This is a genomic window from Desulfovibrio simplex, from assembly GCF_055387835.1.
Window position 1 is genome coordinate 713,080 of sequence record NZ_AP042377.1, and the last position, 21,074, is coordinate 734,153.

A 21,074-nucleotide genomic window follows, 5' to 3' on the forward strand; every position below is an offset into this window, starting at 1 on the left:
TGGTTTTCGCCAGAATCCACGCCACGTTGTGGCGGCTGCCGCCTTCGCGTCAGCAGAGCAATTTCAAAGTGAAATTGCTCTAATCAGAGCTTCCCTAAAATAAGCCGGCCAGCGCGCTGCCCTCTCGTGCCTTTTGGCCCCTCTTGCCTTTTTCAAAGGTTATGGCTCCAAAAGGCAATAAAAGTTTTAGGGGGAGGGGGTGTGGGGGAGGAGACCCTTTTACAAAAGGGTCCCTCCCCCACAAGGCATTTCAAAATGAAGCCGCTCAAAAAAGCTCTTAAAAAAAGTGAGCGCGGCGTTCATAATGAACGCCGCGCCATATTTTTGCCCAGACAGCTGATTATTGCTGTGTGCTACATGCCCAGATAGGCCGTGCGCACTTCTTCGCTTTTTAAAAGATTGGCGGCGCTGTCGCTCATGACAATACGGCCGTTTTCCATCACATAGCCGCGCGTGGCGATGCGCAGGGCCTGATTGGCGTTCTGCTCAACCAGAAAGACCGTGGTGCCGTTGGCATTGACCTTCTGGATGATGGAAAAAATCTGCTGAATGATAATGGGCGCAAGTCCCAGCGAGGGTTCGTCCAGCAGGAGCAGCTTGGGCCGCCCCATGAGGGCGCGGCTGATGGCCAGCATCTGCTGTTCGCCGCCAGAGAGGGTGCCTCCGGCCTGCTTGCGGCGTTCCGCAAGGATGGGAAAAAGACTGAACACGTAGTCCAGGTCGTCCTTCACCGCTTCCTTGTCCTTGCGCAGAAAGGCGCCAAGATCCAGGTTTTCACGCACGCTCAGGTCGGGAAAAATCAGGCGGCCTTCGGGAACCTGCGAGATGCCGAGCGCCACGATTTCGTGGGGGGGCAGGGTATGTATGGGGTTGCCGTACCAGAAAATCTCGCCCTGGCGGGGGCGGTTGATGCCGCACACGGTCATGAGGGTGGTGGATTTTCCCGCACCATTGGCCCCGATGAGGGTTACGATGTCGCCTTCTTCCACCTTGAGCGAGATGTCCCGCAGGGCCTGGATATTGCCGTAAAAAGTATCAACGTTGCGCAGCTCAAGCATCGCTTTCTCCCAGGTATGCCTTGATGACGCGCGGGTTGGCGCGTATTTCTTCGGGTTTGCCGGTGGCGATGCACGAACCGTATTCCATAACGTAGATGCGGTCCGAGAGGGACATGACCATGCCCATATCGTGTTCAATCAGCAGGATGGAAAGCTGCTGGTCGTCACGGATGGAGCAGACCAGCTCCTTGAGTTCGTTGGTTTCCTGCGGGTTCATGCCTGCGGCGGGTTCGTCCAGCAGCAGCATGTGCGGCTCGGTGGCCAGCGCGCGGGCAATTTCAAGGCGGCGCTGCGCCCCGTAGGGCAGGTTGCGGGCCGCTTCATTCCAGAAGTCCTGCAAGCGCACCAGTTCCAGCAAGGCGTAGCTTGCGTCGATGCTTTCCTGTTCTTCACGGCGGGTCTGCCCGTCCCGCAGAATGGCACCCATAATGCCAGACCTGGTGCGGCAGTGGCGGCCTATCATGACGTTTTCAAGCACAGTCATGTCGCCGAAAAGGCGAATGTTCTGAAAGGTACGAGCCATGCCCATGGCGGTGATGGCGTGGGGCTTCTTGCCGTTGAGCAGTTGCGGCTCGCCCTGGCTGTCGTGAAGAAACATCTTGCCCTCTGTGGGGGTGTAGATGCCCGTCACGCAGTTGAAAAACGTGGTCTTGCCCGCTCCGTTGGGGCCGATAAGAGCCACAATCTCACCGCTGTTGACCGAGAGCGACAGCTCGTTGAGCGCGCGCAGACCGCCAAAATCCTGAGAAAGCTCCTGCACTTCAAGCACGGGTTTCACTGGCGGCCTCCTTCGGCGTCGCGGAGGCCGCTGATGCGGTATCTGCGACGTTCGCCGCTGATAAGACCCTGAGGCCGGAAAATCATCATAATAACCATAATGGCCCCGAAAATAAGCATGCGGTACTCAGAAAAGGCCCGCAGATATTCCGGCGCAAGAATGAGAATGAACGCGGCTATGGCAACGCCGGTGATGGACCCCATACCGCCAAGCACCACCATGGACAGGATCATGGCCGATTCCATAAAGGTGAAGCTTGACGGGTTGATATAGGTGGTCTTTGCCGCAAAAATCACTCCGGCAAAACCAGCCCAGCACGAGCCGAGGGCAAAGGCGGAAAGTTTGACCCGCATGATATCGATGCCCATGGCCTCGCAGGCAATTTCGTCTTCACGCAGCGCTTGCAGGGCAAGGCCGACACGCGAATTCTTGAGCCTGCTGATGACCACAATGGTAATGGCCACGGCCACAAGCACCAGATAATACACGTAGGTGGTGCTGGTGTTGATGTCCATCTGCATGCCGAAAAGGCCGGGACGGGGGATGTCGCTAACGCCGCGCGGACCGCCTGTGAGGCTGGTCCAGTTTTGCAGGGCCAGACGCACTATTTCGCCAAAACCAAGCGTGACAATGGCGAGGTAGTCGCCACGCAGGCGAAGTACGGGAAAGCCCAGCGCCAGACCAAAGATAACGGCCACAAAACCGCCGATGGGCAGGCACATCCAGAAGCCGAAGCCGAAGAACTGGTGCAGCAGGCCGTAGGCATACGCGCCCACTGCGTAAAAGGCCACGTAGCCCAGCACAAGCTGACCGGCCAGACCCACGACGATGTTCAGACCAAGAGCCAGCATCACGTAAAGCAGGGCCGAGATCATGATGTTGGTCTGGTAGAAGGAGCTCACCAGCGGCATGATAATCAGGGCGGCGGCCAGAACGGCCAGACTGGCCGCCATAAGCTTGGGTTTCTGCGAAAGCGCGGCCATGGCGGGGCCAAGGCCGAAACCGGCAGGCAGCTTGATGATGGCCTGTCCTCTTGCCTTGCGTGAGAAGCACCAGTCCCACAGCATGGCGAGGCCGAAGATGGCAACGCCCAGAAGCGCGATACGGTCCAGACGCCAGGTGACAGTGCGTTCAATGGTGTTCAGCTTGAGGCCAAGAACGGGCAAGGTGAGCAGCATGAACCAGAGTGCCGCTACGGCGGCCTTGATGACTCTTTGCATGGCTACACCTTCTGCACTTTGGCTTTGCCGAGGATACCATCGGGCCGGAAAATAAGGATGAGGATAAGGATGGCAAAGGCCAGCATGTCCTCATAGTTGCCTGAAAAATAGCCGGTGGTGAAGCTTTCGGCCAGGCCCAGCACAAGGCCGCCGAGCATGGCGCCAGGGATGGAGCCGATGCCGCCAAGCACTGCGGCCGTAAAGGCCTTGAGCCCCGCCAGAAAGCCTATGCCAAAGTTGACCTGCCCCATGTGCGAGGCAATGAGCACGCCGCCCAGGGCCGCCAGTGACGAGCCGATGATAAAGGTCAGCGAAATGATGCGGTCGGCGTTGATGCCCAGCAGAAGCGCCATCTTGCGGTTCTGCGCCGTGGCGCGCATGGCTTTGCCCATGCGGGTGTACCGGATAAAGAGCGTAAGGGCCAGCATGGCCAGGGTGCTGACCAGCAGAATGAGAAAGTCGCTGGGCCCCATAACATTGTCGATATGGTCAAGAAAGCTCATTTCGGGAAGCAGATTGGGAAAGGGCACAAAGTCCGCTGTCTGGGCCAGCAGCACATAGTTCTGCAAAAAAATGGACATGCCGATGGCCGAAATAAGCGGCGAAAGGCGCGGCGCGCCGCGCAGGGGCTTGTAGGCAACCTTTTCAAGGGTGAAGCCATAGGCCGCACACCAGACGATGGCCGCAAGGGCGGCAACTACCAGTATGCCCCCGGCAGGAAAGCCGTAAACGCCCAGGGCTCCGGCCACCAGAAGGGCCGTGAAAGCGCCAAGCATATAAATTTCACCATGCGCAAAGTTGATAAGCTCAATGATGCCATAAACAAGAGTATAGCCCAGAGCTATAAGCGCATAGATACTGCCTCTGGTGAGTCCACCAAAGAAAAGTTCTATAAAAAATTGGATGTCCATGCCGTCCCACGCGCCAGAGCCAAGTGTGCCTTCTGGCGTAAGTTCCGTTATTGCCGTCGACCGGGGCCGAAAATGCGTGTGAAAACGGGGGCGCGACCTTGGCCGCGCCCCCTTGATCATTTATTCAAGGACAATGCTGTGGTCGAGTTCCACAAACTTGCCGTCTTTGACCTGGTATATGGAAAGTCCCATACCGGCGGCGTCGCCCTTGGCGTTGAAGCTGATCTTGCCAAGCGGGGTGTCCACCTTGTTGTCGCGCAGAATGTCCTTGACCTTGGCGGTGTCGGTGCTGCCGGCCTTTTCAATGGCGGCCAGCAGGCACTGGGCGGCAGCGTAGGCATTGTAGTAGCCGAAGCCGGGCTCGCTGCCGAAAGCCTTGATGTGGGCATCACGCGCAACTTTGTATTCGGGCAGCGTGCTGGTGTCCTTGGGATAGGAGGCATAGGTGCCTTCGCTGTCCTTGCCGGTCATCTTGAGGAAGGTTTCATCCTTCACGCCGTCGGGGCCGATGAGGGGGGTCTTCAGGTTGTCGCGGCGCATCTGCTGCAACAGCTTGGAGGCCACGGGCTGATAGCCGCCGAAGACGATGATGTCGGGCTTGGCGCGGCGCAGTTTGCGCACCACGGCGGAAAAGTCCACGGCATCAGGGGTAACGGCTTCAAAAAGCACGGTTTCCGTGCCGCCTTTTTCCATAATTTCGCGGTTCTTGTCGGCAAAACCCTTGCCGTAGTCGCCGTTGTCATGCAGGTAGGCGACCTTTTTGACCTTGAGTTTTTTGAGCATGAAATCGCTGGTCAGCGTGGCCTGGGCATTGTCATTGGCCACGGTGCGGAAGAAGAGCGGGTTCTTGCCGTCTTCGGTCAGACCGGGCGTGGTGGCCGTGGGGGACACCGCGATAAGGGCGGCTTCCTGGAACAGGGGCAGCGAAGCCTTGGTGGGGCCGGAACAAATGGGGCCGACAACAGCGTTGACTTTTTCGGAAATCAGTTTGGTGGCCGCGTTGGTGGCCATTTCGGGTTTGCACTGGTCGTCCTGCGCCACAACTTCAATGGTGCGGCCAAGCAGACCGCCCTTGGCGTTGACTTGATCCACAACGATTTTTACCGCGTTCAAGCTGGGAACGCCGTAAGAGGCCAAGTCGCCGGACTGGGCCCCCTGCACGCCGATCTTGATGGGATCAGCAGCCTGAGCAGGCGCGGCCAACGTCACGCAGACAGCCATTGCGGCAAGCCATGTCATACCTTTTTTCATCTGCCCCTCCTACGAGAAAATTGTGCGCGCAGACTTTGCACGTCATATTAGATGAAGGATTTTCTATTGCCTTATTGCGGTCATTCTGTCAATGCGAGCCCCCGGCGTTTGTCAAGTGCCGCATGGGGGATGGGGAGGGGATGGGGCGCGGCAGGACTCGATCAGGTCAGCGCTGCGATGCTGCACATCTCAAAGCTGTCATCCTGCCGGAAAATACGATTTTCAGCAGAATCCACGCCGCGCTGCGGCGCGCGGCACTCTTGCGCAGCGTCAGAGCCTGCCAGTCTATTTCGGGGGTGACATGTTCTAGAGCAGATTAACTTTGAAAATATACATTTTCAAAGTTTGAGGCACGCTCACTTCGGCGTTTAACAGCTCAAATAAATAGCGGTGCTGTCTTCGCGGCAGCCGTTGCCCGCAGGGCTTACGGATGGCGACAGCGATTGTAAGGGACAAACCGTGTCATTACGCATGCTGTCTTCAAGCGTAGTTTCCTGCGTCACAACGCTTTAAGCATCCGTAAGCCCTGCGGGCAACGGCTGAAGCTGCGCTTACGCCTCCGTGGCGGGCGTCTGCTCCCGCATCCGCCAGAGCAATTTCATTATGAAATTGCTCTAAAAACAGAAGTCCGAATGCTGACTTTTCACATTCGGACTTCTTATATGTGTGCAGTGGGGCGCCATTGAAGGCGAACTGCCCGCGCGGGCTTACGACGTTTTCTTTTTGTGGCTTGAGCGCAGGTGTAAGCGCATGGGCGCGTGCGTAATTTCAAAGATTTTTCGCAATGCCCGTTCAAGATAGCGGGTGTAGCTTTCAGGCACACGTTCCGCGTCGCTCACAAAAAAGACAAAGGTCGGCGGTTCGGATTCGGCCTGGGTAAGATAGAAAAACTTGGCCCGCGCGCGTTTGACCACCGGGGGCTGATGGCGCGTAAGCACTTCTTCCATGGCGCGGTTGAGCTTGCCCGTGGAGATGCGGACGCTGCATTCGTCATGAATCTTCTGCGCCAGAGGCAATATCTTGCCAATGTCCTTGCCCGTGAGGGCCGAAACCAGCAGGACGGGCACATGGGGGCAGAACGACAGCAGTTCGCTGACGTTCTTTCTCAACTGGTCAAGCGCGTTGCGGGGGGCAAGGTCGCACTTGTTGATGAGAACCATGAAGGGGATCTTGCGCGTGTTGAGCATGTCCATGAGGCGCTTGTCCTGCTGGCTCACGCCCTCGGCCGCATCCAGGGTCAGAAGGGTCACGTCCGCCTTGGTGGTCGACTTGATGGCCGAGTTGACCGAATACTTTTCCACGCTGTCTGTGATCTTCGTGCGGCGGCGAACGCCCGCCGTATCCACGAAAACATAGTCCTTGCCGTTTTTGGTAAAGCGCACGTCCACGCTGTCGCGGGTAGTGCCCGCCACGTCCGAGACAATCATGCGGTCTTCACCCGACAGGGCGTTGATAAGCGAGGATTTTCCCGCATTGGGGCGGCCCAGCATGGCGAGGCGCAGCGTGGGAGGGGCCGGGGGCTCCTCCGAGCTTTCTTCGGGCAGCAGGGCAATAAGGTCTTCGACCAGAGCGTTTATGTTGTGCCCGTGCTCGGCGGAGACAGGCAGCAGGGGAAAGCCCAGGGCGTGAAATTCCGCCATGCGCTCGTCTTCATGTTCCGCGCCGTCCACCTTGTTGACAACACAGAGGGTGGGCAGCCCCTTGCGCCGCACATGGGCGGCCAGATGCTCGTCCAGCGGCAGCAGGCCGTCGCGGCCATCCACAACAAAGGCCACGGCTGCGGCGTCTTTGAGCGCGGCCTCTGTCTGGTTCAGGATATCCTGCTCAAAGCCGCGGATGCCCTCCGGGCCTTCCACCACCATGGCGTGCGCGTCAAGGGTGATGCCGCCTGTATCGACAATGCCGAATACGGGCATGCCCTTGCGGCGCACCACGCCGTCCATGCGGTCGCGGGTGATGCCCGGCCTGTCATGGGTGATGGCGCGATTGCTGCGGATGAGGCGGTTGAACAGAGTGGACTTGCCCACATTGGGGCGGCCCACAAGAATGATGCGCGGCGGATTTTCAGCCATGTCTATAACCTTGTGGCGGCCTGAAGACAGGCCGCGTGCAGTGCGCGGGGCGCTTTTTGAAAGGCCCGCCAGTGCGAGCTCTAATGTAAAGGAAGAATTATAGCACCTTCGCCGCCCAATGGGAATACCCCGCACAGGAGGGGAGGCGGCGAGGGCATGCCGTCGCCGCAGGCAATGGGATCGGGCAGGGCTGCGACGGCACGCGCGCCCGCCCAGGGGGGCAGGCTGGCAAAAGACGCGCCTTCGGGCAGGATCATACGCAGGGCGTGCAGGTACAGCGGGCTTCCAGGACGGGCCTGCCCGTATTTGGCGTCGCCAAGCACCGGGTGCCCAAGGCTGGCAAGCTGGGCGCGAATCTGGTGGGTGCGCCCCGTGAGCAGGCGCACCTGCACAAGGCTTGCCCCGTCTTCCACTACCAGGGGCCGCACAAGACAAAGGGCTTCTTTGCCGTCGGCCGCATCCGCGCTGACGGTGCACATTTTTTCAAAGCCGCGTACCGCGTCCTTGCGCAAAAAATGCCGCACAAGGCTGGTTTCGTCGTGGGGCCAGCGCCCGGCGATCCATGCCACATATTCCTTGACCATGCGCTGACCGCGAAGGGCTCGCTGGGCTTCGTCCAAAGCCGCATAGGATGCGGCCACAAGCAGGATGCCCGAGGTTTCCCTGTCCAGCCGGTGCACGGGTGTGGGCATAAAACTTGCGTTAGCAAAATGCCGGGCCAGGCGTGTTGTCAGGCTGTCTTCATGCCCTGTGCCGGGATGGGTGGGCAGGCCGGCGGGCTTGTCAAAAGCCCACAGGTAGCCGCTGGAGCCGACAAGAGGAGGCAGCGGGAGCCCGCTTGCAGCGTCTTCATGGTTACTGAGTTTGCGTGCGGGCGCTGGCAAAGGATCGTCGCACTGCGCGGCCATTTTTATGGCAAAGGGCGGCAGACGAACGAGATCACCGGCTTGTACGCGCGAAAAAGGTTTGCATCGGCAACCGTTTATTCTCACCTGTCCCGTGCGCACCCAACGGTGCAGCATGGCTTGGGGGAGGTTCAGACGGCGCTGCAAAAACTGTAGTAACTTCTGGCCGCTCTCGGTCTCTTGCACAACAGGGCATTCCGTTGCGGAAGAGTCGAGGGCCATTGTAGGGGGAGGGTTATCATCCGACATGGGCACACTTTGTCTCAAAGCACGGGCCGCGTCAAGTGGCATGCGTCAGGGACTACGTATAGCGGCTGTCTTCTATCTGCACAATCTTGTTTGTATTTTTTTCTATCCAGCTTTTTATGTGCTTGCGCCACCGGATGCGTTCCTTGTGTTTGCCACGCAGCATGTTGCGATCCGCCGTTACCAGAAGCTGGGCCAGCGAGGTGCCCATATCGTCAGCGCAGGCGCCGCCGATGGACATGCGGATGGGGATGTTGCCCGGGTCGGCATTGTGCGTTTCAAAGGCCTTGTTGATACGCGCAATGGCTTTTTCAAGCTGCTCCTGCGTACAGCCGGGCAATATGGCGACGAATTCGTCCCCTCCCATACGGGCGATGCAGTCGGGAGCGTAAAGGCTGCTGCTCAGCATAAGAGCTGCCTGGCAAAGCATCCTGCTGCCTTCGGGGTGACCGAGGTAATCGTTTACAAGCTTGAGCCCGTCCATATCACAGGCGATAATGCCCACAGGGCGTATTTTTTGCTGCTCCAGCCTCTCAACAGTCATGCCATAGTAGGTGCGGCTGCGCAGACCGGTGAGCGGGTCGTTGCGCACAAGGTTTTCAAGTTGCGCCCGGTCGCCCTGACCCGCACTTACATCGGTGTGCAGCCCCACTATGCGGGTGGCCCTGCCGCAGGCGTTTCGTTGGGTCACATAGCCGCGGCCCAGTATCCAGGCCCAGGTGCCATCAGCCCGTAAAAAGCGGTACGTGCATTCAAAGCTGTCCCCGTGGGCGGGGCTTTCAACAATGCGCAGCTGCATGGGCACAATGTTCTCAAAGTCATCGGGATGCACTCTGCTGATCCACGATTCCACCACCTGGGGGAAGGCGTCGTTGGTGTACCCCAGCATGGAAAGATAGCGCGGGCTGAAATACACGGTGCCGTCAATGGGGTTCCAATCCCAGAGGCCGTCGCTGGCGGCGTTGAGGGCCAGCAGCAGACGGCTTGCATCGGAGCTTGGGGCCGGGGGATTGATCAGGGAGCGGCTGTTCAGAACCGGGGTAAGGGACGGTTCTATTTTTTGTCTGTCAATGGCGGCCAGGGCCCCCACCACAATGGTGCCACGGCCAAAGACATCGCGTTGTAAAACCGTCATCTGGGCGCGCACCATAAATTTGCCCAGCATGTAAATAAGCTCAAGAAAAGGGCCTTGCGAGCCATTAAGGATCTTTTCCATCGATTCGAGGTAGGGCACCAGGCCTTCCAGAGGGCAATGGTTCAGGAATTCCTTCATGCTGCGGGGCGCATGTTCCTCAAACTGCAGGAGTTTGACTGCCCCGGCGCTCAGATAGAGGCTGTCGGAGGGAATATGCCATTCCCATATGGGGTCACGTGTTTCAGTTTGAATAAACTGAGGACCAATGTTTGGAAGTTTTGACATAAAAAGCCTTTACCGTCGTCTTTTCGCCAAAAGCGAATGCAATGGGGCGAGTTTTCAGTGGCAGGCCGGCCAGAGCTGACACTGCTTGGAAAGTGCGCGCAGTATATCAAACAAGAATCGTGCTTTTGAAAAATTATCTTATACCTGCACGGAAATCTAGTACCGACGGGCAACAGGCCTTACAGGGCCAGAGCAAAACACCCGCTGTGCGGGTGGTGTTGATTCAGCCGAAAAGTGCGTTCTTCGGCTGAATCCACGCCACGTTGTGGCGCGTTGCACTCTCGTGCAGCTTTAGAGCATTTACACTTTTTCAAAGTTAAAATGCTCTAAAGCACGATAAGATTTTTAGGGGGTAGGGGCGTGGGGGAGGGACCCTTTTGCAAAAGGGTCCCTCCCCCACAAAGCATTTCAATTTCAAAATGACGTCGCCCTAGTGGGCGTGGGGTTCGTCGCCCAAAGGATGGGCATGGGCGTGCGTATGGCTGAAGCTGGGGGCGCAGCCGTCAAGACGGCCGTGAGCGAGCGTCAGATAGGTGGTGGATACGCGGGCGAGAAAGTCCCAGTCATGCGAGATGGTGATGCGGGCTGTGGGGAGTTTTTGCAAAATATCGATGATGCGTTCACGGGCCTCGTTATCAAGGCCGTTGGTGGGTTCATCCAGCAGCAGTGCTTCAGGCCGCATGGCCAGCACTGCCGCGAGAGACACCAGTTTTTTTTCTCCGCCCGAAAGCCGGTGGGTAAGGCGGTTTTCAAAGCCGTCCAGTCCGAGGTTGCGCAGCGTTTCATACGCCCGTTCGCGCGCGGCTTCCGGCGACAGGCCCAGGTTCAGCGGCCCAAAGGCCACATCTTCGAGCACTGAAGGAAAGAACAGCTGATCCTCGGCATGTTGCAGGACAAAACCCACGGCGCAGCGCAGGCTGTGAAAATCTTTTTCGGTGCGCATTTCACGGCCATGAAAGCGCACACAGCCCTGCTGTGGGGTTATCAGGCCTGTAATACAGCGGAAAAGCGTTGTTTTTCCGCTGCCGTTGGGGCCATAAAAGCCGATATGCTGCTCCGGCAGGAGGGCCAGATCAACCCCCTGAAGAACCTTGCGGATATTGCCGTCCCGTTCATAATGGAAATGAATGTTTTCGAGGCTGAAGATGCAGGTTATTTCTGTATTACAGTCCATACATTTGATCCCGGTACTCCATAAGCACAAGTCCAGCAAGGCAGAGCAGCATCAACAGGGCAAACAGGCCGTCCAGGGGACGCGCCTTGAATACCGTCACCGAGCGGAACTGGCCTGAAAATCCACGCAGCAGCATGGCTTCGCGCACTCTCTGTGAACGTTCGTAGCTGCGTACCAGTAAAAGTCCCAACAAAGAAGCCACGGTGCGGTAGGTATGCATGCCGGTGCGCGGGCGAAAGCCGCGCAGCCGCGCGGCGACGCTCAGGCACTGCCATTGCTGCGCGATATCGTGCACCTGCCGGGCGGTAAACAGAAAAAGAAATACCAGTTTGCGCGGGCAGTGCAGGCGTTCAAGGGCATGCCCTGCCGTTGGCGTGTCCATTGTGGCCACAAGGGCCAGAAAAACGCAGACAATGGCATTGGACTTGATGGTGACCAGCAGGGCCAGGTGCAGGCCCTCGGCGCTCAAGCTAATGAAGCCCCACCGCGCCACCTCCTGTCCGGGCATGGTCAGTGGGGTAACACACCACAAAAAAGCCGCAAACATGTTGACCACCGCCAGGCGACGCAACAGCGGCAGCAGGGGCGGACGGGCCAGGGTCAGCAGCGCCATGCCCAGGCCAAGCCCCGCGCAGCTGGCCGTTACGCCCTGCAGCATCGAAAGGCACAACGCGGTCAGCGCTGCAAGGGCCATACGCACACGCGGGTCGATGCGCTGTATGGCCGAAGGGCGTACAAAGGGTTGGTCAAACATGCCGACAGTTACCGCCGTCGGGAACGGAAGTAAAGGGCCAGTCCGGCCAGTCCCACAAACCAGCCCATGCCGCCCACGATTTCGCGTATGCCCGGTTCGTCTGTACGCATTTCCGCCAGCTGCCGCCGCACAGGGGACAGGCGGGAGTCCAGCAGGGCGGAGAATCTTGCCTCCTGCGCCTCAAGGGCGGCATTCACAATGGCCTGTACCTCTACAGCGCTCGCAGGGCCGGAATCCGAAGTTTTTGCGGCGGCGGGCAGTCCGGTGCTTGCGGGCAGCGGTCCGCCGACCTGGCCGCCGGTGTTTTTTGCCGCTGGAGTGGCCGTGGTTTCGGCATTGCGGGGCGCTGCCGGAGCCGCGGCGGGAGCAGAGGCCAGCTCGGCCGCTTCCATCAGCCATTCGTTCTGATGCCCTTCACCGGCGTTGATGCGTATGCGCAGGCCGTGCTCCCGTCCCTTGGGCGGAATGTCAAAGCGAAAAAGTCCTTCCGCGTCTGTCCGGCCTGTGAGCAATATCTGGCCGTCGGCCGCATCGAATATCGTGATCTCTCCGTTCCTGACGCTGTTGCCGCCGCTGAAGCCGCATTTGACGGCAACCTGCGGGCCTTCAGTCCAGGCGAAGATATTTACCCGGTGCGCCAGGGCGGGAGTCTGAAGCGCAAGCAGAAGCGCTGCGGCAAGCAGCAGGACGGCCAGAGTCGCGGCCAATGGCAGCGATCGGGCAGAGGGGCGCTGCAACGGCATGCAACCGGGGGCGGTACAGCCAGCCCCTTTTGTGCGGATTATCCGAAAAGAAACGGCTTTGCGAAGGAACATGAAAACTCCTTTCCGGCTGCTCAGGCCCGGCCCGGCTGGATTGCAGCGCTGGAAACGTGCAGCATTTCCGGGCGGACACGGGCAATAAAGCCCACGGTAAACATTGTGATGAGGCCTTCGACCAGCATGACCGGCAGGTGAGCCAGAAAAATGAGCCGGGCGGCGGTGAGGAAGCCTTCATTGCTCCACGCCAGGGCCAGGGCGGTGAGCAGTCCCGCGCCCAGTACGCCGACGGCTCCTCCGCAAAAGGCCGCGACCCGTAAACCCTTCGCGCCTGGCCAGAGACGGACGAGGCTGCGGAAAACGTACCAGGCCACGAGCCCTGAAAAGCCCATGGTGAACGTGTTGACGCCCAGAACAACGAGGCCACCGTACTGAAAAAGCAGCGCCTGCAGGGCAAGGGCGGCCAGAATGGCGGGAAACACAGCCCACCCCAGCAGCACGCCCAGAAGACCGTTGAGGATAAGGTGCGCACTGGAAGGGCCGATGGGAACATGTATGAGCGAACCCACAAAAAAGGTCGCGGCCAGAATGGCCACAGTCATGAGTTTGTCATAGTCCAGGCGGCGCAGGCCAAGGGCCGTGCCCACGGCCGTCAGGGCATAGCCTGCGGCCAGAACGGGGGGGGACAGAACACCTTCGGCAATATGCATGGGTCATCCTTATGCGGGAGCGTCGACTATGGGGCGCGTTCCTGAAGTTTCACAGTAAGCTTTCACAGTCCGGCCCCATGCCGTGGCGTACGGTATGGGGCCGGAATATGTGTTTCACACGAGTTCCCTGTTGTACCCTGCGGCATGGGCAATGAGCCTTTAAAATTGCCCGGCGGCAGCGTGGCCGGATGCCCGCAAGTACTGACGCGAGTGCGGGCGCAATGGAAATTTTGCCACTCGGTCAGGCGTACTGCCCGGCGCGCCCTGAGTGTCGAGAATACATATTCTCAACGGGGCGCTGCCCGGGAAGGCGCACACGTCCGCCGCAATGTACAGCCGTCTTTTATTTTGTGCGGGGAGCCGCGAAGTTGACCCAGATAACAGCGCCAAGCTCGACGGATTTGGCTTCGCCCTCATAGTTCATTTTTTCTTCAGCCGTGTTCAGGGCTGCAAAACCCCACCAGCCAGCCCAGGGCACGCCGTACGTGAACACGCCGTTCTGGTCGGCCTTGACGACCTGGGTGACGTAATATTCGTTGGGGGCGGTATGGCCCTTGCCCTTGTTGTAGCTTTCAACCTCAACTTCCGCACCGGGAACGGGCTTGCCGTCAAGCAGCACCTGCCCCTGAAAAACATTGCCAGCATAGTTGGCAAAGGGCCGCGCAAGAGGAACGATCTCGGTCTTGAGGCCCAGCGCCTGCCCCCAGTTTTCCTCTTCGCCAAAAGCGGCAACCACGGTCTTGGTATAGTGGATGATGAAGCAGTCCTCGGCAGGTTCAAAATAGGGCTGCGGCTCAACGGCGAACTGATAGACGCCGGGCTTTTTGATGGCGTAAGAGGCTGTCCAGGCTTTGTTGCCCATGATGGTGGCAGGCTTGAGCAGACTTTTGATATCCTCGGTCGTGCCGTCATGCGTGACGGTGAAGGCCTTGGGTTCCGCCATGGGCATGCCTTGCAGTTCCATAGGGTGGGCAAAGGCTATATCCAGCTTGAGGGGGGATTCTTTTTTGTCCGTGACTGTGGGGGTGGAAGGAATGACCATACCGAAATGGGCCTGAGCCTGGGTTCCCCAAAAAAGTGCAAGGGCCATGCACGCGCAGCAGAACTTCCACATAATCGTATCCTTCCGTTGAGTTTTTTGACCGTGGACAATGTTTGACGGCCTTATGTCGCTTGGGCCGTATGTAGCACAAAAAAATAAAAAGTAGCAAGAGCATTGTGGGCGTCAACCTGAAAGCAGGTGTCCCTATCTTGCTGCCATCACAGGTGCTGGCACATGCCTTGAAGGGTCGCTTGCGCTTTTGGAGTAAGGTGGCTATGGGAATAAAGAAGATTATTGGCTTTTTTTCTCCTGCCATGGCAGGTTCCGGCCGCCCATGCATTCTTGCTGTGAAGGCAATGGCGCCACATGCCGTTCGAGGGGGTCTGGTTCCGTCTGTTTGCAGGTGACCGCGACCCCGGCCTTATTCCAGGGTACGGAAGCCTGGCGGGGTTTGTCCGTTCTGACAGGATAGCCGCCGAAAAATACCGTTGCCCCCGCCAGGTAGGCATATGACGGTTTTTGCAGGGTATGACGCGGATGGCAGTCAAAAAGGAGGGAGTATAGGTGCCTTCTCCTCTTGTAAATATAACAATTCCCGTATTTCACAGGCCTCTTTTGACGCAGAAGACCATTCTTGCCCTGCGTAAGACAAGCTCTGTCATCCCGTTTTCAGTGACCGTTGTGGACAACCGCAGCTCGCCGGAGTTGCGCGAACGCCTGCGCCAGTTTAAATCCGATGGAATTATCGACAATCTCTTTCTTCTGCCACAGAATATGGGGATAGCGTGCGCCTGTAATATAGGCTGGGACGCTGTGGACGCCCCCTATTACCTGAAGCTGGACAATGACATCTGCGTCAGTGGTCCTGACTGGCTGGAAAGGCTTTTTGCCTTGTGGCGGCACGGCAAACCTCTCTCTACTCTTGGCCCCAGCCATAGTATGGAACAGATGCGCATGAACGCCGGAGGGCTGGAGACCCCTGACGGGCGATTGGGTATTTGCCTGACCAACCTGCAAGGCCAGTGCATGCTGGTTCCCAAGGTTCTTTCGGACGTTCTGGGCACCTGGAATGAGGATTACGGACTTTATGGCGCGGAAGATGGCGACTATGGCGTACGTATGAACTGCGCCGAGCTCCCGCAGTATTACTATTACTCCGCATCCTATTTTACTGATTTTGGCTCCGATGATGCTACCGATTATGGCAAGACCGACCTTGATAAACGGAAGGAGCACTCCGAGCTTTTTGTGGCCGGTGATGGCGGCCTGGGGCTTTTCAACATAAACTGCTTTCTGTTCAATCTGTGCTTGCGCCACTGGAAAGTGCCCAGACGGTACCGTGTTGTTGATGTGAACCAGAATCATGAAGTAACGGTTGAGGAAGATCCGGCGTATAGTCCGGTGCGTGATGCTCTTGTGCGCAGCAAGCGGCTGCTGGACAGCAAAATAGCGAGGCATGGAAAATCCAGTGCGTTCGATGCAAAACTTGTCATGTATCTTAAAAAAATCTGGCAGGATTGCGGTCACGGTTAGAGAAACGCTGATTTATTCCTTTTGGCGGCGTTGCTTCACTTTTTTTGAAACAGTCGAGGACGGAAGAGTCCACTCCTGCTTCAAAAAAAGATCGCGCCTTGCCAAACGAAACAACTGCGCGTTTCCAGGAGGCTCTTTAATCAGTGTTTTCTTAATAATTGATTTTTTAACAGTTAACATACTCTAATAATTGACGTTTGTGTCGTAAAAAAATGAAAAACGGCCATGTCACCGATGACATGGCCGTTTTTTCGTCAAAACAGACGAAAACTGCTTATTTGGGCAGCAATGCAGGAAAATCGGCACTTTTAATATGTTTTTTTACAAAAGCCGCGGCAGATTTGCGGTCGCCGGCCATGACCGTGAGCATGAACACGTCACCCTGCGAGGCGACCCATGCCTGGTTTGTGACGTTCTGCTGCGCAAAGGTAAAGGTGTACTGACCGCCCTTTTCAACAGGGGGCTTGGCGGCCTTGAACTGTTTGGCAAACGTGTCTGTAATGGTCTTGGTATCCGCGCCGCCGGTGGGGCCGATCACGAACGTCACGGAGGCATCCCCGGCTGAATTGGCGAAGATGGCGCTGGTGGTGCCCTGCTTTTCAGTGGGCGGCATGATGACCTTCCAGCCTTCGGGAACCGTGACAGTAAAATATTTGGCGTTCAGCTCTTCCGCCAGAGCCGGCATGGCCAGAAGCATGACAAACACAAAGGCCACAAGCTTTTTCAACATGAAAGTTCTCCTCAGAGGGGTGCGCAGTATACGCTGCGGTGCGCCGCGTCTATGGGCAAAACATTTTGCTCGCGCGGGCATGACGCCGCCTCAGGCACTTTATGCAATGCCCTTGTAAAAGACAATGGATTTCGGCCTGGCCCGCACGATGTGACGGCCTTTTTACGTAAGCCCATATATCGCCCAAAAATATCCGCTTGGGGCAAGGCGACATCAAAAGCTCCCATGCCACGCGCATGGGAGCTTTTGTGAAAAGGCTTTGTTTAATGATTACAAAGATGCCAATGCCTGATCCAGGTCAGCCAGGATGTCGTCAATGTGTTCGATGCCTATGGAGAGGCGCACGGTATTGGGCCAGATTCCCGTAAGTGCAAGTTCTTCTTCAGTCATTTGTGAATGCGTTGTGGACGCGGGGTGGATCACAAGCGACTTGGCGTCGGCCACGTTGGCCAGCAGCGAGAAGATGCGCAGCCTGTCAATGAAGGTTCTGGCCTCGGCCGCTCCGCCCTTGACTTCAATGGTGAAGATGCTGCCGCCCCCGTTGGGGAAGTAGCGCTTGTACAAGGCGTGGCTGGGGCTGTGGGGCAGGCTCGGATGATTGACGGTCTGCACCTTGGGGTGATTGTGCAGATGGCGCACAACGGCCAGGGCGTTCTGCACGTGGCGTTCCACGCGCAGCGACAGTGTTTCAAGCCCTTGAAGGATAAGAAAAGCGTGCAGGGGAGCCATCGTTGCGCCAAGATCGCGCAACAGGATGGCCCGTGCCCGCACTATATAGGCCGCCGCCCCGACGGCCTTGGTGAAGCTCAGGCCGTGATAACTCGGGTCTGGCTCACTCAGGTGGGAAAACTTGCCGGACGCGGCCCAGTCAAAGCGGCCGCTGTCCACGATGACGCCGCCAAGGGCGGCGCCGTGTCCGCCCATGAATTTTGTGGCGGAATGCACAACGATATCCGCGCCGTATTCAATGGGGCGCATAAGCCAGGGGGTGGCAAAGGTGTTGTCCACCACCAGGGGGATGCCGTGGTGGTGGGCCAGGGCCGCAAGCTCTTCCATATCCACAATGTTGCTGTGGGGATTGCCCATGCTCTCCACAAAGATGGCGCGGGTCTTCGGCGTGATGGCTTCTTCAAAGGAATCCATCCGGGCGGGATCCACAAAGGTTGTCTCGATGCCCCAGGTCTTGAGCGTATGGGCAAGCAGATTGTAGGTGCCGCCGTACAGCGTTTTGGCAGCAACGATGTGATCCCCGGCGCTGGCGAGATTTTGCAGGGCGTAGCTGACGGCGGCGGCGCCACTGGCCGTGGCAAGAGCCCCCATGCCGCCCTCCAGGGCCGCCACCCTTTGTTCCAGAGCGTCCTGCGTGGGATTGGTCAAACGGCTGTAAATGTTGCCGGGGTCGGTCAGGTTGAACCGGGCCTCGGCGTGGGCACAGTCGTCAAACACGTAGGAGGTCGTCTGGTAAATGGGCACGGCCCTTGATCCGCTGGCCGCGTCCGGCTTCTCCTGTCCGGCGTGCACTTGCAGGGTTTCAAACCGAAGGCCTTTTTCATGATTCATTGTGGTTCCCCTTTGCGGCGGGCCGCTCTATTCCTTGTATCATACCGGCTTTCTGTGCCGATGGGTATTTCTTATCGATTTGGTATGTAATACCATGTCGCAAGCGGTCACCTTTGTCAATACCTGGGCATGGGCAGCACAGGCCCTCCGGCCCTTTAGCAAAATCGGCATGCCCGTCAGCGACGGCGCGGTCCGGATAGGGCCCCATCTGCGTGGCATGCGGCAAATCATAAGACGCCAGCACCGTCCACCAAAGCGTGAACACCAGTTGCATGGCATGCGGGCAAGCGCTAACATGCTCGACCTGCCTCCCCTGTCAGGGCGGCAAGGCTCTAGAGCGTTTTAACTCTGAAAAAGTTTAAATGCTCTGACGCTGTACAAGAGCGCAGCGCGCCACAACGTGGCGTGGATTCAGCCGAGCTTTATCCGTAGCTTTCTTCGTCGCAACGGATAAAGCTCGGCTGAATGAAAACTTTGAAATATTAAACATTTCAAAGCTAATCTGGTCCAAGGACGCAAGGAGGCCGCATGAGGGCGGAAATCATTTCAGTGGGTACGGAACTTCTGCTGGGGCATACTGTCAACACCGACGCCGCCCACGTGGCCAGAGCGCTTTCAGCGCTGGGACTGGACCTTTTGCAGGTGCATACGGTGGGAGATAATGGCGGACGGCTTGAATCCGCGCTGCGCGAGGCCCTCGGTCGAGCGCAGGTCATCATAACCACCGGCGGCCTTGGCCCCACGGATGACGATATGACCAAGGAAACCGTGGCGCGGGTCACAGGATGCCCCCTTGAAGAAGATGCGGACAGCCTGCGCCGTCTGCGTGACTATTTTGGCGAGCGGCCCATATCGGCCAATCAGCTCAAACAGGCATACCTGCCGCGCGGTTCGGTGGCCTTTCCCAATGACGCCGGCACTGCCCCCGGCTGCGCCGTTCCTGCGGGCCGCGGGCAGTGGGTCATCCTGCTGCCGGGGCCTCCGTCCGAACTTCTGCCCATGCTCGAAAACAGCGTCGTGCCCTTTTTGCAGGACATGGCGGATTCGGTCATAGCGTCCTTCATGGTGCGCACCTTTGGTATTGGCGAGGGGACGGCGGCGTTGCGCATCGCTGACCTGACGGAAGGCGTCAACCCCACGGCCGCCCCCTATGCCGGTGACGCGGAAATGTTCGTGCGGGTGACGGCCAAGGCGGAGAGCGCCGAGGCTGCTGAAGCTCTGGCCATGCCGGTGGTCAACGAGGTGCGCGCACGTCTGGGCGACGTCGTCTATGGCGTCAATGTGACGGGCCTGGAAGCCGTGGTGGTGGAGGGGCTGCGTCTGCGCGGGCAAAGTGTGGCCACGGCGGAATCCTGCACCGGCGGGCTGCTGGCCAAGCGTATCACAGACCAGCCCGGCTCTTCGGAAGTCTTCGGCTACGGCCTGATCACCTATGCCAATGAAGCCAAGACCCGGCTTTTGGGGGTTCCTGAAGAACTGCTGGCGCGGCACGGGGCCGTAAGTCCGGAAGTGGCCCGCAGCATGGCCGCAGGGGTGCGTGAGCGCTACGGGGCGGATTACGGCCTTGGCATTACCGGCGTGGCCGGGCCAGGAGGCGGCACTGAAAGCAAACCCGTGGGGCTGGTGTATGTGGCGTTGAGTCATGGCCGGGAGGTATGGCTGCGTGAACTGCGGCCGCAGGGGCGCTACCTTGGGCGGGAATGGACGCGGCGTCTGGCTTCAAGTCACGCGCTGGACATGCTGCGCAGACATCTGACGGGCCTGCCCGTGGAAGCCCTTTGGACCGTTGCGGCCCTTTAGACCAGATTAACTTTGAGAATGTCCATTCTCAAAGTTTAAGACACGCATGCTTCGGCGCTTAACAGCGCAAATAAATTGCGCTTACGCCTTCGCTGCGGGCGCCTGCTCACGCAGTCGCCAGAGCAATTTCAAAGTGAAAATGCTCTAGATGTAGAGTGTCAACACGTTGTTCACCCCCCCTAGCTTCGAAGCTGGAGGTTTTTTGCCAAGGGCCGAATGTGGTCGCAGAAAGTTATAACGATGCGTCCATATCGGCAGATAAGCTGTTCTTTTCCATGAGTGGGTATACGTTTCGGCGTATGCCCACTCATTCAATGCTGTTCGAATAAAGCGTTCTGCCTTGCCGTTGGTTTGTGGCCGGTAAGGCCGGGTTCGCTTGTGCTTTATCCCAAATTCACGACAGGCATCACGAAACTTCCACGACCTGTAGCACGATCCGTTATCCGTCAAAATTCGTTCTACCTTGATGCCGTGCACGGCATACCAGGCAACGGCAAACCACAAAAACTCTACCGCGGATTCCGCTGTTTCATCCGGGAGAATGGCGGTGTACGCGGCCCTTGAGGCATCATCAACGCAAACGTGCAGGTATTCCCAGCCTGGCCGTCTACGGTGGGCATTGCCCAAACCGACTTTGCGATGCCCAACGCCATCAATCTTGCCCAACTTCTTAATATCCAAATGCAGCATTTGCCCAGGATTTTCCCACTGGTAGCGCTGGACAGGATCCTTTTTCTCCAGGGAAGCCAGCCGGGAACAACTGAGCTTGCGTAAGGCTCGGAACACGCTGCTGCGACAGATATCCAGGCGGAGGGCGATTTCATCTCCGGTTTTCCGCGCTTTCCGCAATGCAAATATTCGGCAGAAATCCTCTTCTGACAGCTTGTTACGACAACGTCTGGGCCGTGAACCGCGATCTGCAAGCGCCTCCTGCCCGCCATGAGCATGGCGACTTTTCCATTTTCTTGCGGTACGCAGGCTCACGCCATATCCAGCTGCCACTCTGGCAGCCGGTTCATATTGCATTCGCCGCACCATTTCTTCTCGACTACGAATCGTCAGTTTGGCATTCTTATGGCTGTTCACCCTTTCCCTCACTCGGTTTGCTGTTGTCTGGTAACTCCAGCTTTACCGATTTTGGGAGGGTGAACA

The 21,074-nt window shown here is 58.0% G+C and carries 19 protein-coding genes; 2 read left to right on the forward strand and 17 right to left on the reverse strand.

Annotation, left to right across the window (positions count from 1 at the left end):
- Nucleotides 1-353 precede the first annotated feature (353 nt).
- The 14 genes from ACZ5DH_RS02895 to ACZ5DH_RS02960 all read right to left on the reverse strand — a co-directional run bounded on the left by ACZ5DH_RS02895 (nucleotide 354) and on the right by ACZ5DH_RS02960 (nucleotide 14,371).
- Nucleotides 354-1,058 (reverse strand): ABC transporter ATP-binding protein, encoded by a 705-nt coding sequence (locus ACZ5DH_RS02895; protein ID WP_464255657.1) that lies wholly within the window; start codon nucleotides 1,056-1,058, stop codon nucleotides 354-356.
- The gene (locus ACZ5DH_RS02900) at nucleotides 1,051-1,836 is read right to left on the reverse strand and encodes an ABC transporter ATP-binding protein (protein ID WP_464255658.1); all 786 of its coding nucleotides are present in this window, start codon (nucleotides 1,834-1,836) and stop codon (nucleotides 1,051-1,053) included. Before ACZ5DH_RS02900 ends, ACZ5DH_RS02895 begins: the two co-directional genes overlap by 8 nt.
- Entirely contained in the window at nucleotides 1,833-3,056 is a 1,224-nt protein-coding gene (locus ACZ5DH_RS02905) for an ABC transporter permease subunit (protein ID WP_464255659.1), read from the reverse strand. The genes ACZ5DH_RS02900 and ACZ5DH_RS02905 overlap by 4 nt, the downstream gene beginning before the upstream one ends.
- A gap of 2 nt (nucleotides 3,057-3,058) precedes the next feature.
- Nucleotides 3,059-3,967: an ABC transporter permease subunit gene (locus tag ACZ5DH_RS02910; protein ID WP_464255660.1), complete on the reverse strand. Its 909-nt coding sequence runs from the start codon at nucleotides 3,965-3,967 to the stop codon at nucleotides 3,059-3,061.
- A 120-nt stretch (nucleotides 3,968-4,087) separates the two neighbouring features.
- Nucleotides 4,088-5,218: a branched-chain amino acid ABC transporter substrate-binding protein gene (locus ACZ5DH_RS02915; protein WP_464255661.1), complete on the reverse strand. Its 1,131-nt coding sequence runs from the start codon at nucleotides 5,216-5,218 to the stop codon at nucleotides 4,088-4,090.
- 368 nt (nucleotides 5,219-5,586) lie between these two features.
- Entirely contained in the window at nucleotides 5,587-5,721 is a 135-nt protein-coding gene (locus tag ACZ5DH_RS02920) for a hypothetical protein (protein ID WP_464255662.1), read from the reverse strand.
- A gap of 204 nt (nucleotides 5,722-5,925) precedes the next feature.
- Entirely contained in the window at nucleotides 5,926-7,290 is a 1,365-nt protein-coding gene (gene der / locus ACZ5DH_RS02925; RefSeq protein WP_464255663.1) for a ribosome biogenesis GTPase Der, read from the reverse strand.
- A gap of 80 nt (nucleotides 7,291-7,370) precedes the next feature.
- Nucleotides 7,371-8,444, reverse strand: coding sequence for a pseudouridine synthase family protein (locus ACZ5DH_RS02930; protein WP_464255664.1), 1,074 nt, complete (start codon nucleotides 8,442-8,444; stop codon nucleotides 7,371-7,373).
- A 52-nt stretch (nucleotides 8,445-8,496) separates the two neighbouring features.
- Nucleotides 8,497-9,861, reverse strand: a complete 1,365-nt coding sequence (locus ACZ5DH_RS02935; RefSeq protein ID WP_464255665.1) for a sensor domain-containing diguanylate cyclase — start codon at nucleotides 9,859-9,861, stop codon at nucleotides 8,497-8,499.
- A gap of 430 nt (nucleotides 9,862-10,291) precedes the next feature.
- Nucleotides 10,292-11,035: an energy-coupling factor ABC transporter ATP-binding protein gene (locus tag ACZ5DH_RS02940; RefSeq protein WP_464255666.1), complete on the reverse strand. Its 744-nt coding sequence runs from the start codon at nucleotides 11,033-11,035 to the stop codon at nucleotides 10,292-10,294.
- Nucleotides 11,025-11,789: a cobalt ECF transporter T component CbiQ gene (gene cbiQ / locus ACZ5DH_RS02945; protein WP_464255667.1), complete on the reverse strand. Its 765-nt coding sequence runs from the start codon at nucleotides 11,787-11,789 to the stop codon at nucleotides 11,025-11,027. The genes ACZ5DH_RS02940 and cbiQ overlap by 11 nt, the downstream gene beginning before the upstream one ends.
- An 8-nt stretch (nucleotides 11,790-11,797) precedes the next feature.
- A complete protein-coding gene (locus ACZ5DH_RS02950; RefSeq protein ID WP_464255668.1) occupies nucleotides 11,798-12,604 on the reverse strand; it encodes a cobalamin biosynthesis protein CbiL in 807 nt (268 codons plus the stop codon).
- A 20-nt stretch (nucleotides 12,605-12,624) separates the two neighbouring features.
- Nucleotides 12,625-13,257 carry a cobalt transporter CbiM gene (gene cbiM, locus ACZ5DH_RS02955; protein WP_464255669.1) on the reverse strand — a complete coding sequence of 211 codons (633 nt, stop codon included), beginning with the start codon at nucleotides 13,255-13,257 and terminating at the stop codon, nucleotides 12,625-12,627.
- A gap of 343 nt (nucleotides 13,258-13,600) precedes the next feature.
- Nucleotides 13,601-14,371, reverse strand: a complete 771-nt coding sequence (locus ACZ5DH_RS02960; RefSeq protein ID WP_464255670.1) for a DUF4198 domain-containing protein — start codon at nucleotides 14,369-14,371, stop codon at nucleotides 13,601-13,603.
- A gap of 492 nt (nucleotides 14,372-14,863) precedes the next feature.
- On the opposite strand from ACZ5DH_RS02960, the gene ACZ5DH_RS02965 reads away from it, so the two are divergent.
- Complete coding sequence (locus ACZ5DH_RS02965; RefSeq protein WP_464255671.1) at nucleotides 14,864-15,832, forward strand: glycosyltransferase family 2 protein; 969 nt, start codon at nucleotides 14,864-14,866, stop codon at nucleotides 15,830-15,832.
- 274 nt (nucleotides 15,833-16,106) lie between these two features.
- Here ACZ5DH_RS02965 and ACZ5DH_RS02970 read toward each other — a convergent pair whose 3' ends face one another.
- The gene (locus tag ACZ5DH_RS02970) at nucleotides 16,107-16,562 is read right to left on the reverse strand and encodes a hypothetical protein (RefSeq protein ID WP_464255672.1); all 456 of its coding nucleotides are present in this window, start codon (nucleotides 16,560-16,562) and stop codon (nucleotides 16,107-16,109) included.
- Between the two features lie 270 nt (nucleotides 16,563-16,832).
- On the reverse strand, nucleotides 16,833-18,122 hold the full coding sequence (locus ACZ5DH_RS02975) for an O-acetylhomoserine aminocarboxypropyltransferase/cysteine synthase family protein (protein WP_464255673.1): 1,290 nt from the start codon (nucleotides 18,120-18,122) through the stop codon (nucleotides 16,833-16,835).
- Nucleotides 18,123-18,650: 528 nt separating this feature from the next.
- Between ACZ5DH_RS02975 and ACZ5DH_RS02980 the strand changes: the two genes are divergently transcribed.
- Nucleotides 18,651-19,922: a competence/damage-inducible protein A gene (locus tag ACZ5DH_RS02980; RefSeq protein WP_464255674.1), complete on the forward strand. Its 1,272-nt coding sequence runs from the start codon at nucleotides 18,651-18,653 to the stop codon at nucleotides 19,920-19,922.
- A gap of 144 nt (nucleotides 19,923-20,066) precedes the next feature.
- On the opposite strand, the gene ACZ5DH_RS02985 is transcribed toward ACZ5DH_RS02980, so the two are convergent.
- Nucleotides 20,067-21,008 carry an IS481 family transposase gene (locus tag ACZ5DH_RS02985; protein WP_464255346.1) on the reverse strand — a complete coding sequence of 314 codons (942 nt, stop codon included), beginning with the start codon at nucleotides 21,006-21,008 and terminating at the stop codon, nucleotides 20,067-20,069.
- Between the last annotated feature and the right edge of the window lie 66 nt (nucleotides 21,009-21,074).

Coding starts and splice junctions, on each gene's coding strand:
- ACZ5DH_RS02895 (WP_464255657.1), bottom strand. CDS start 1,058: ATGCTTGAGCTGCGCAACGTTGATACTTTTTACGGCAATATCCAGGCC.
- ACZ5DH_RS02905 (WP_464255659.1), bottom strand. CDS start 3,056: ATGCAAAGAGTCATCAAGGCCGCCGTAGCGGCACTCTGGTTCATGCTG.
- ACZ5DH_RS02910 (WP_464255660.1), bottom strand. CDS start 3,967: ATGGACATCCAATTTTTTATAGAACTTTTCTTTGGTGGACTCACCAGA.
- ACZ5DH_RS02915 (WP_464255661.1), bottom strand. CDS start 5,218: ATGAAAAAAGGTATGACATGGCTTGCCGCAATGGCTGTCTGCGTGACG.
- der (WP_464255663.1), bottom strand. CDS start 7,290: ATGGCTGAAAATCCGCCGCGCATCATTCTTGTGGGCCGCCCCAATGTG.
- ACZ5DH_RS02930 (WP_464255664.1), bottom strand. CDS start 8,444: ATGTCGGATGATAACCCTCCCCCTACAATGGCCCTCGACTCTTCCGCA.
- ACZ5DH_RS02935 (WP_464255665.1), bottom strand. CDS start 9,861: ATGTCAAAACTTCCAAACATTGGTCCTCAGTTTATTCAAACTGAAACA.
- ACZ5DH_RS02940 (WP_464255666.1), bottom strand. CDS start 11,035: ATGGACTGTAATACAGAAATAACCTGCATCTTCAGCCTCGAAAACATT.
- cbiQ (WP_464255667.1), bottom strand. CDS start 11,789: ATGTTTGACCAACCCTTTGTACGCCCTTCGGCCATACAGCGCATCGAC.
- ACZ5DH_RS02950 (WP_464255668.1), bottom strand. CDS start 12,604: ATGTTCCTTCGCAAAGCCGTTTCTTTTCGGATAATCCGCACAAAAGGG.
- cbiM (WP_464255669.1), bottom strand. CDS start 13,257: ATGCATATTGCCGAAGGTGTTCTGTCCCCCCCCGTTCTGGCCGCAGGC.
- ACZ5DH_RS02960 (WP_464255670.1), bottom strand. CDS start 14,371: ATGTGGAAGTTCTGCTGCGCGTGCATGGCCCTTGCACTTTTTTGGGGA.
- ACZ5DH_RS02970 (WP_464255672.1), bottom strand. CDS start 16,562: ATGTTGAAAAAGCTTGTGGCCTTTGTGTTTGTCATGCTTCTGGCCATG.
- ACZ5DH_RS02975 (WP_464255673.1), bottom strand. CDS start 18,122: ATGAATCATGAAAAAGGCCTTCGGTTTGAAACCCTGCAAGTGCACGCC.
- ACZ5DH_RS02980 (WP_464255674.1), top strand. CDS start 18,651: ATGAGGGCGGAAATCATTTCAGTGGGTACGGAACTTCTGCTGGGGCAT.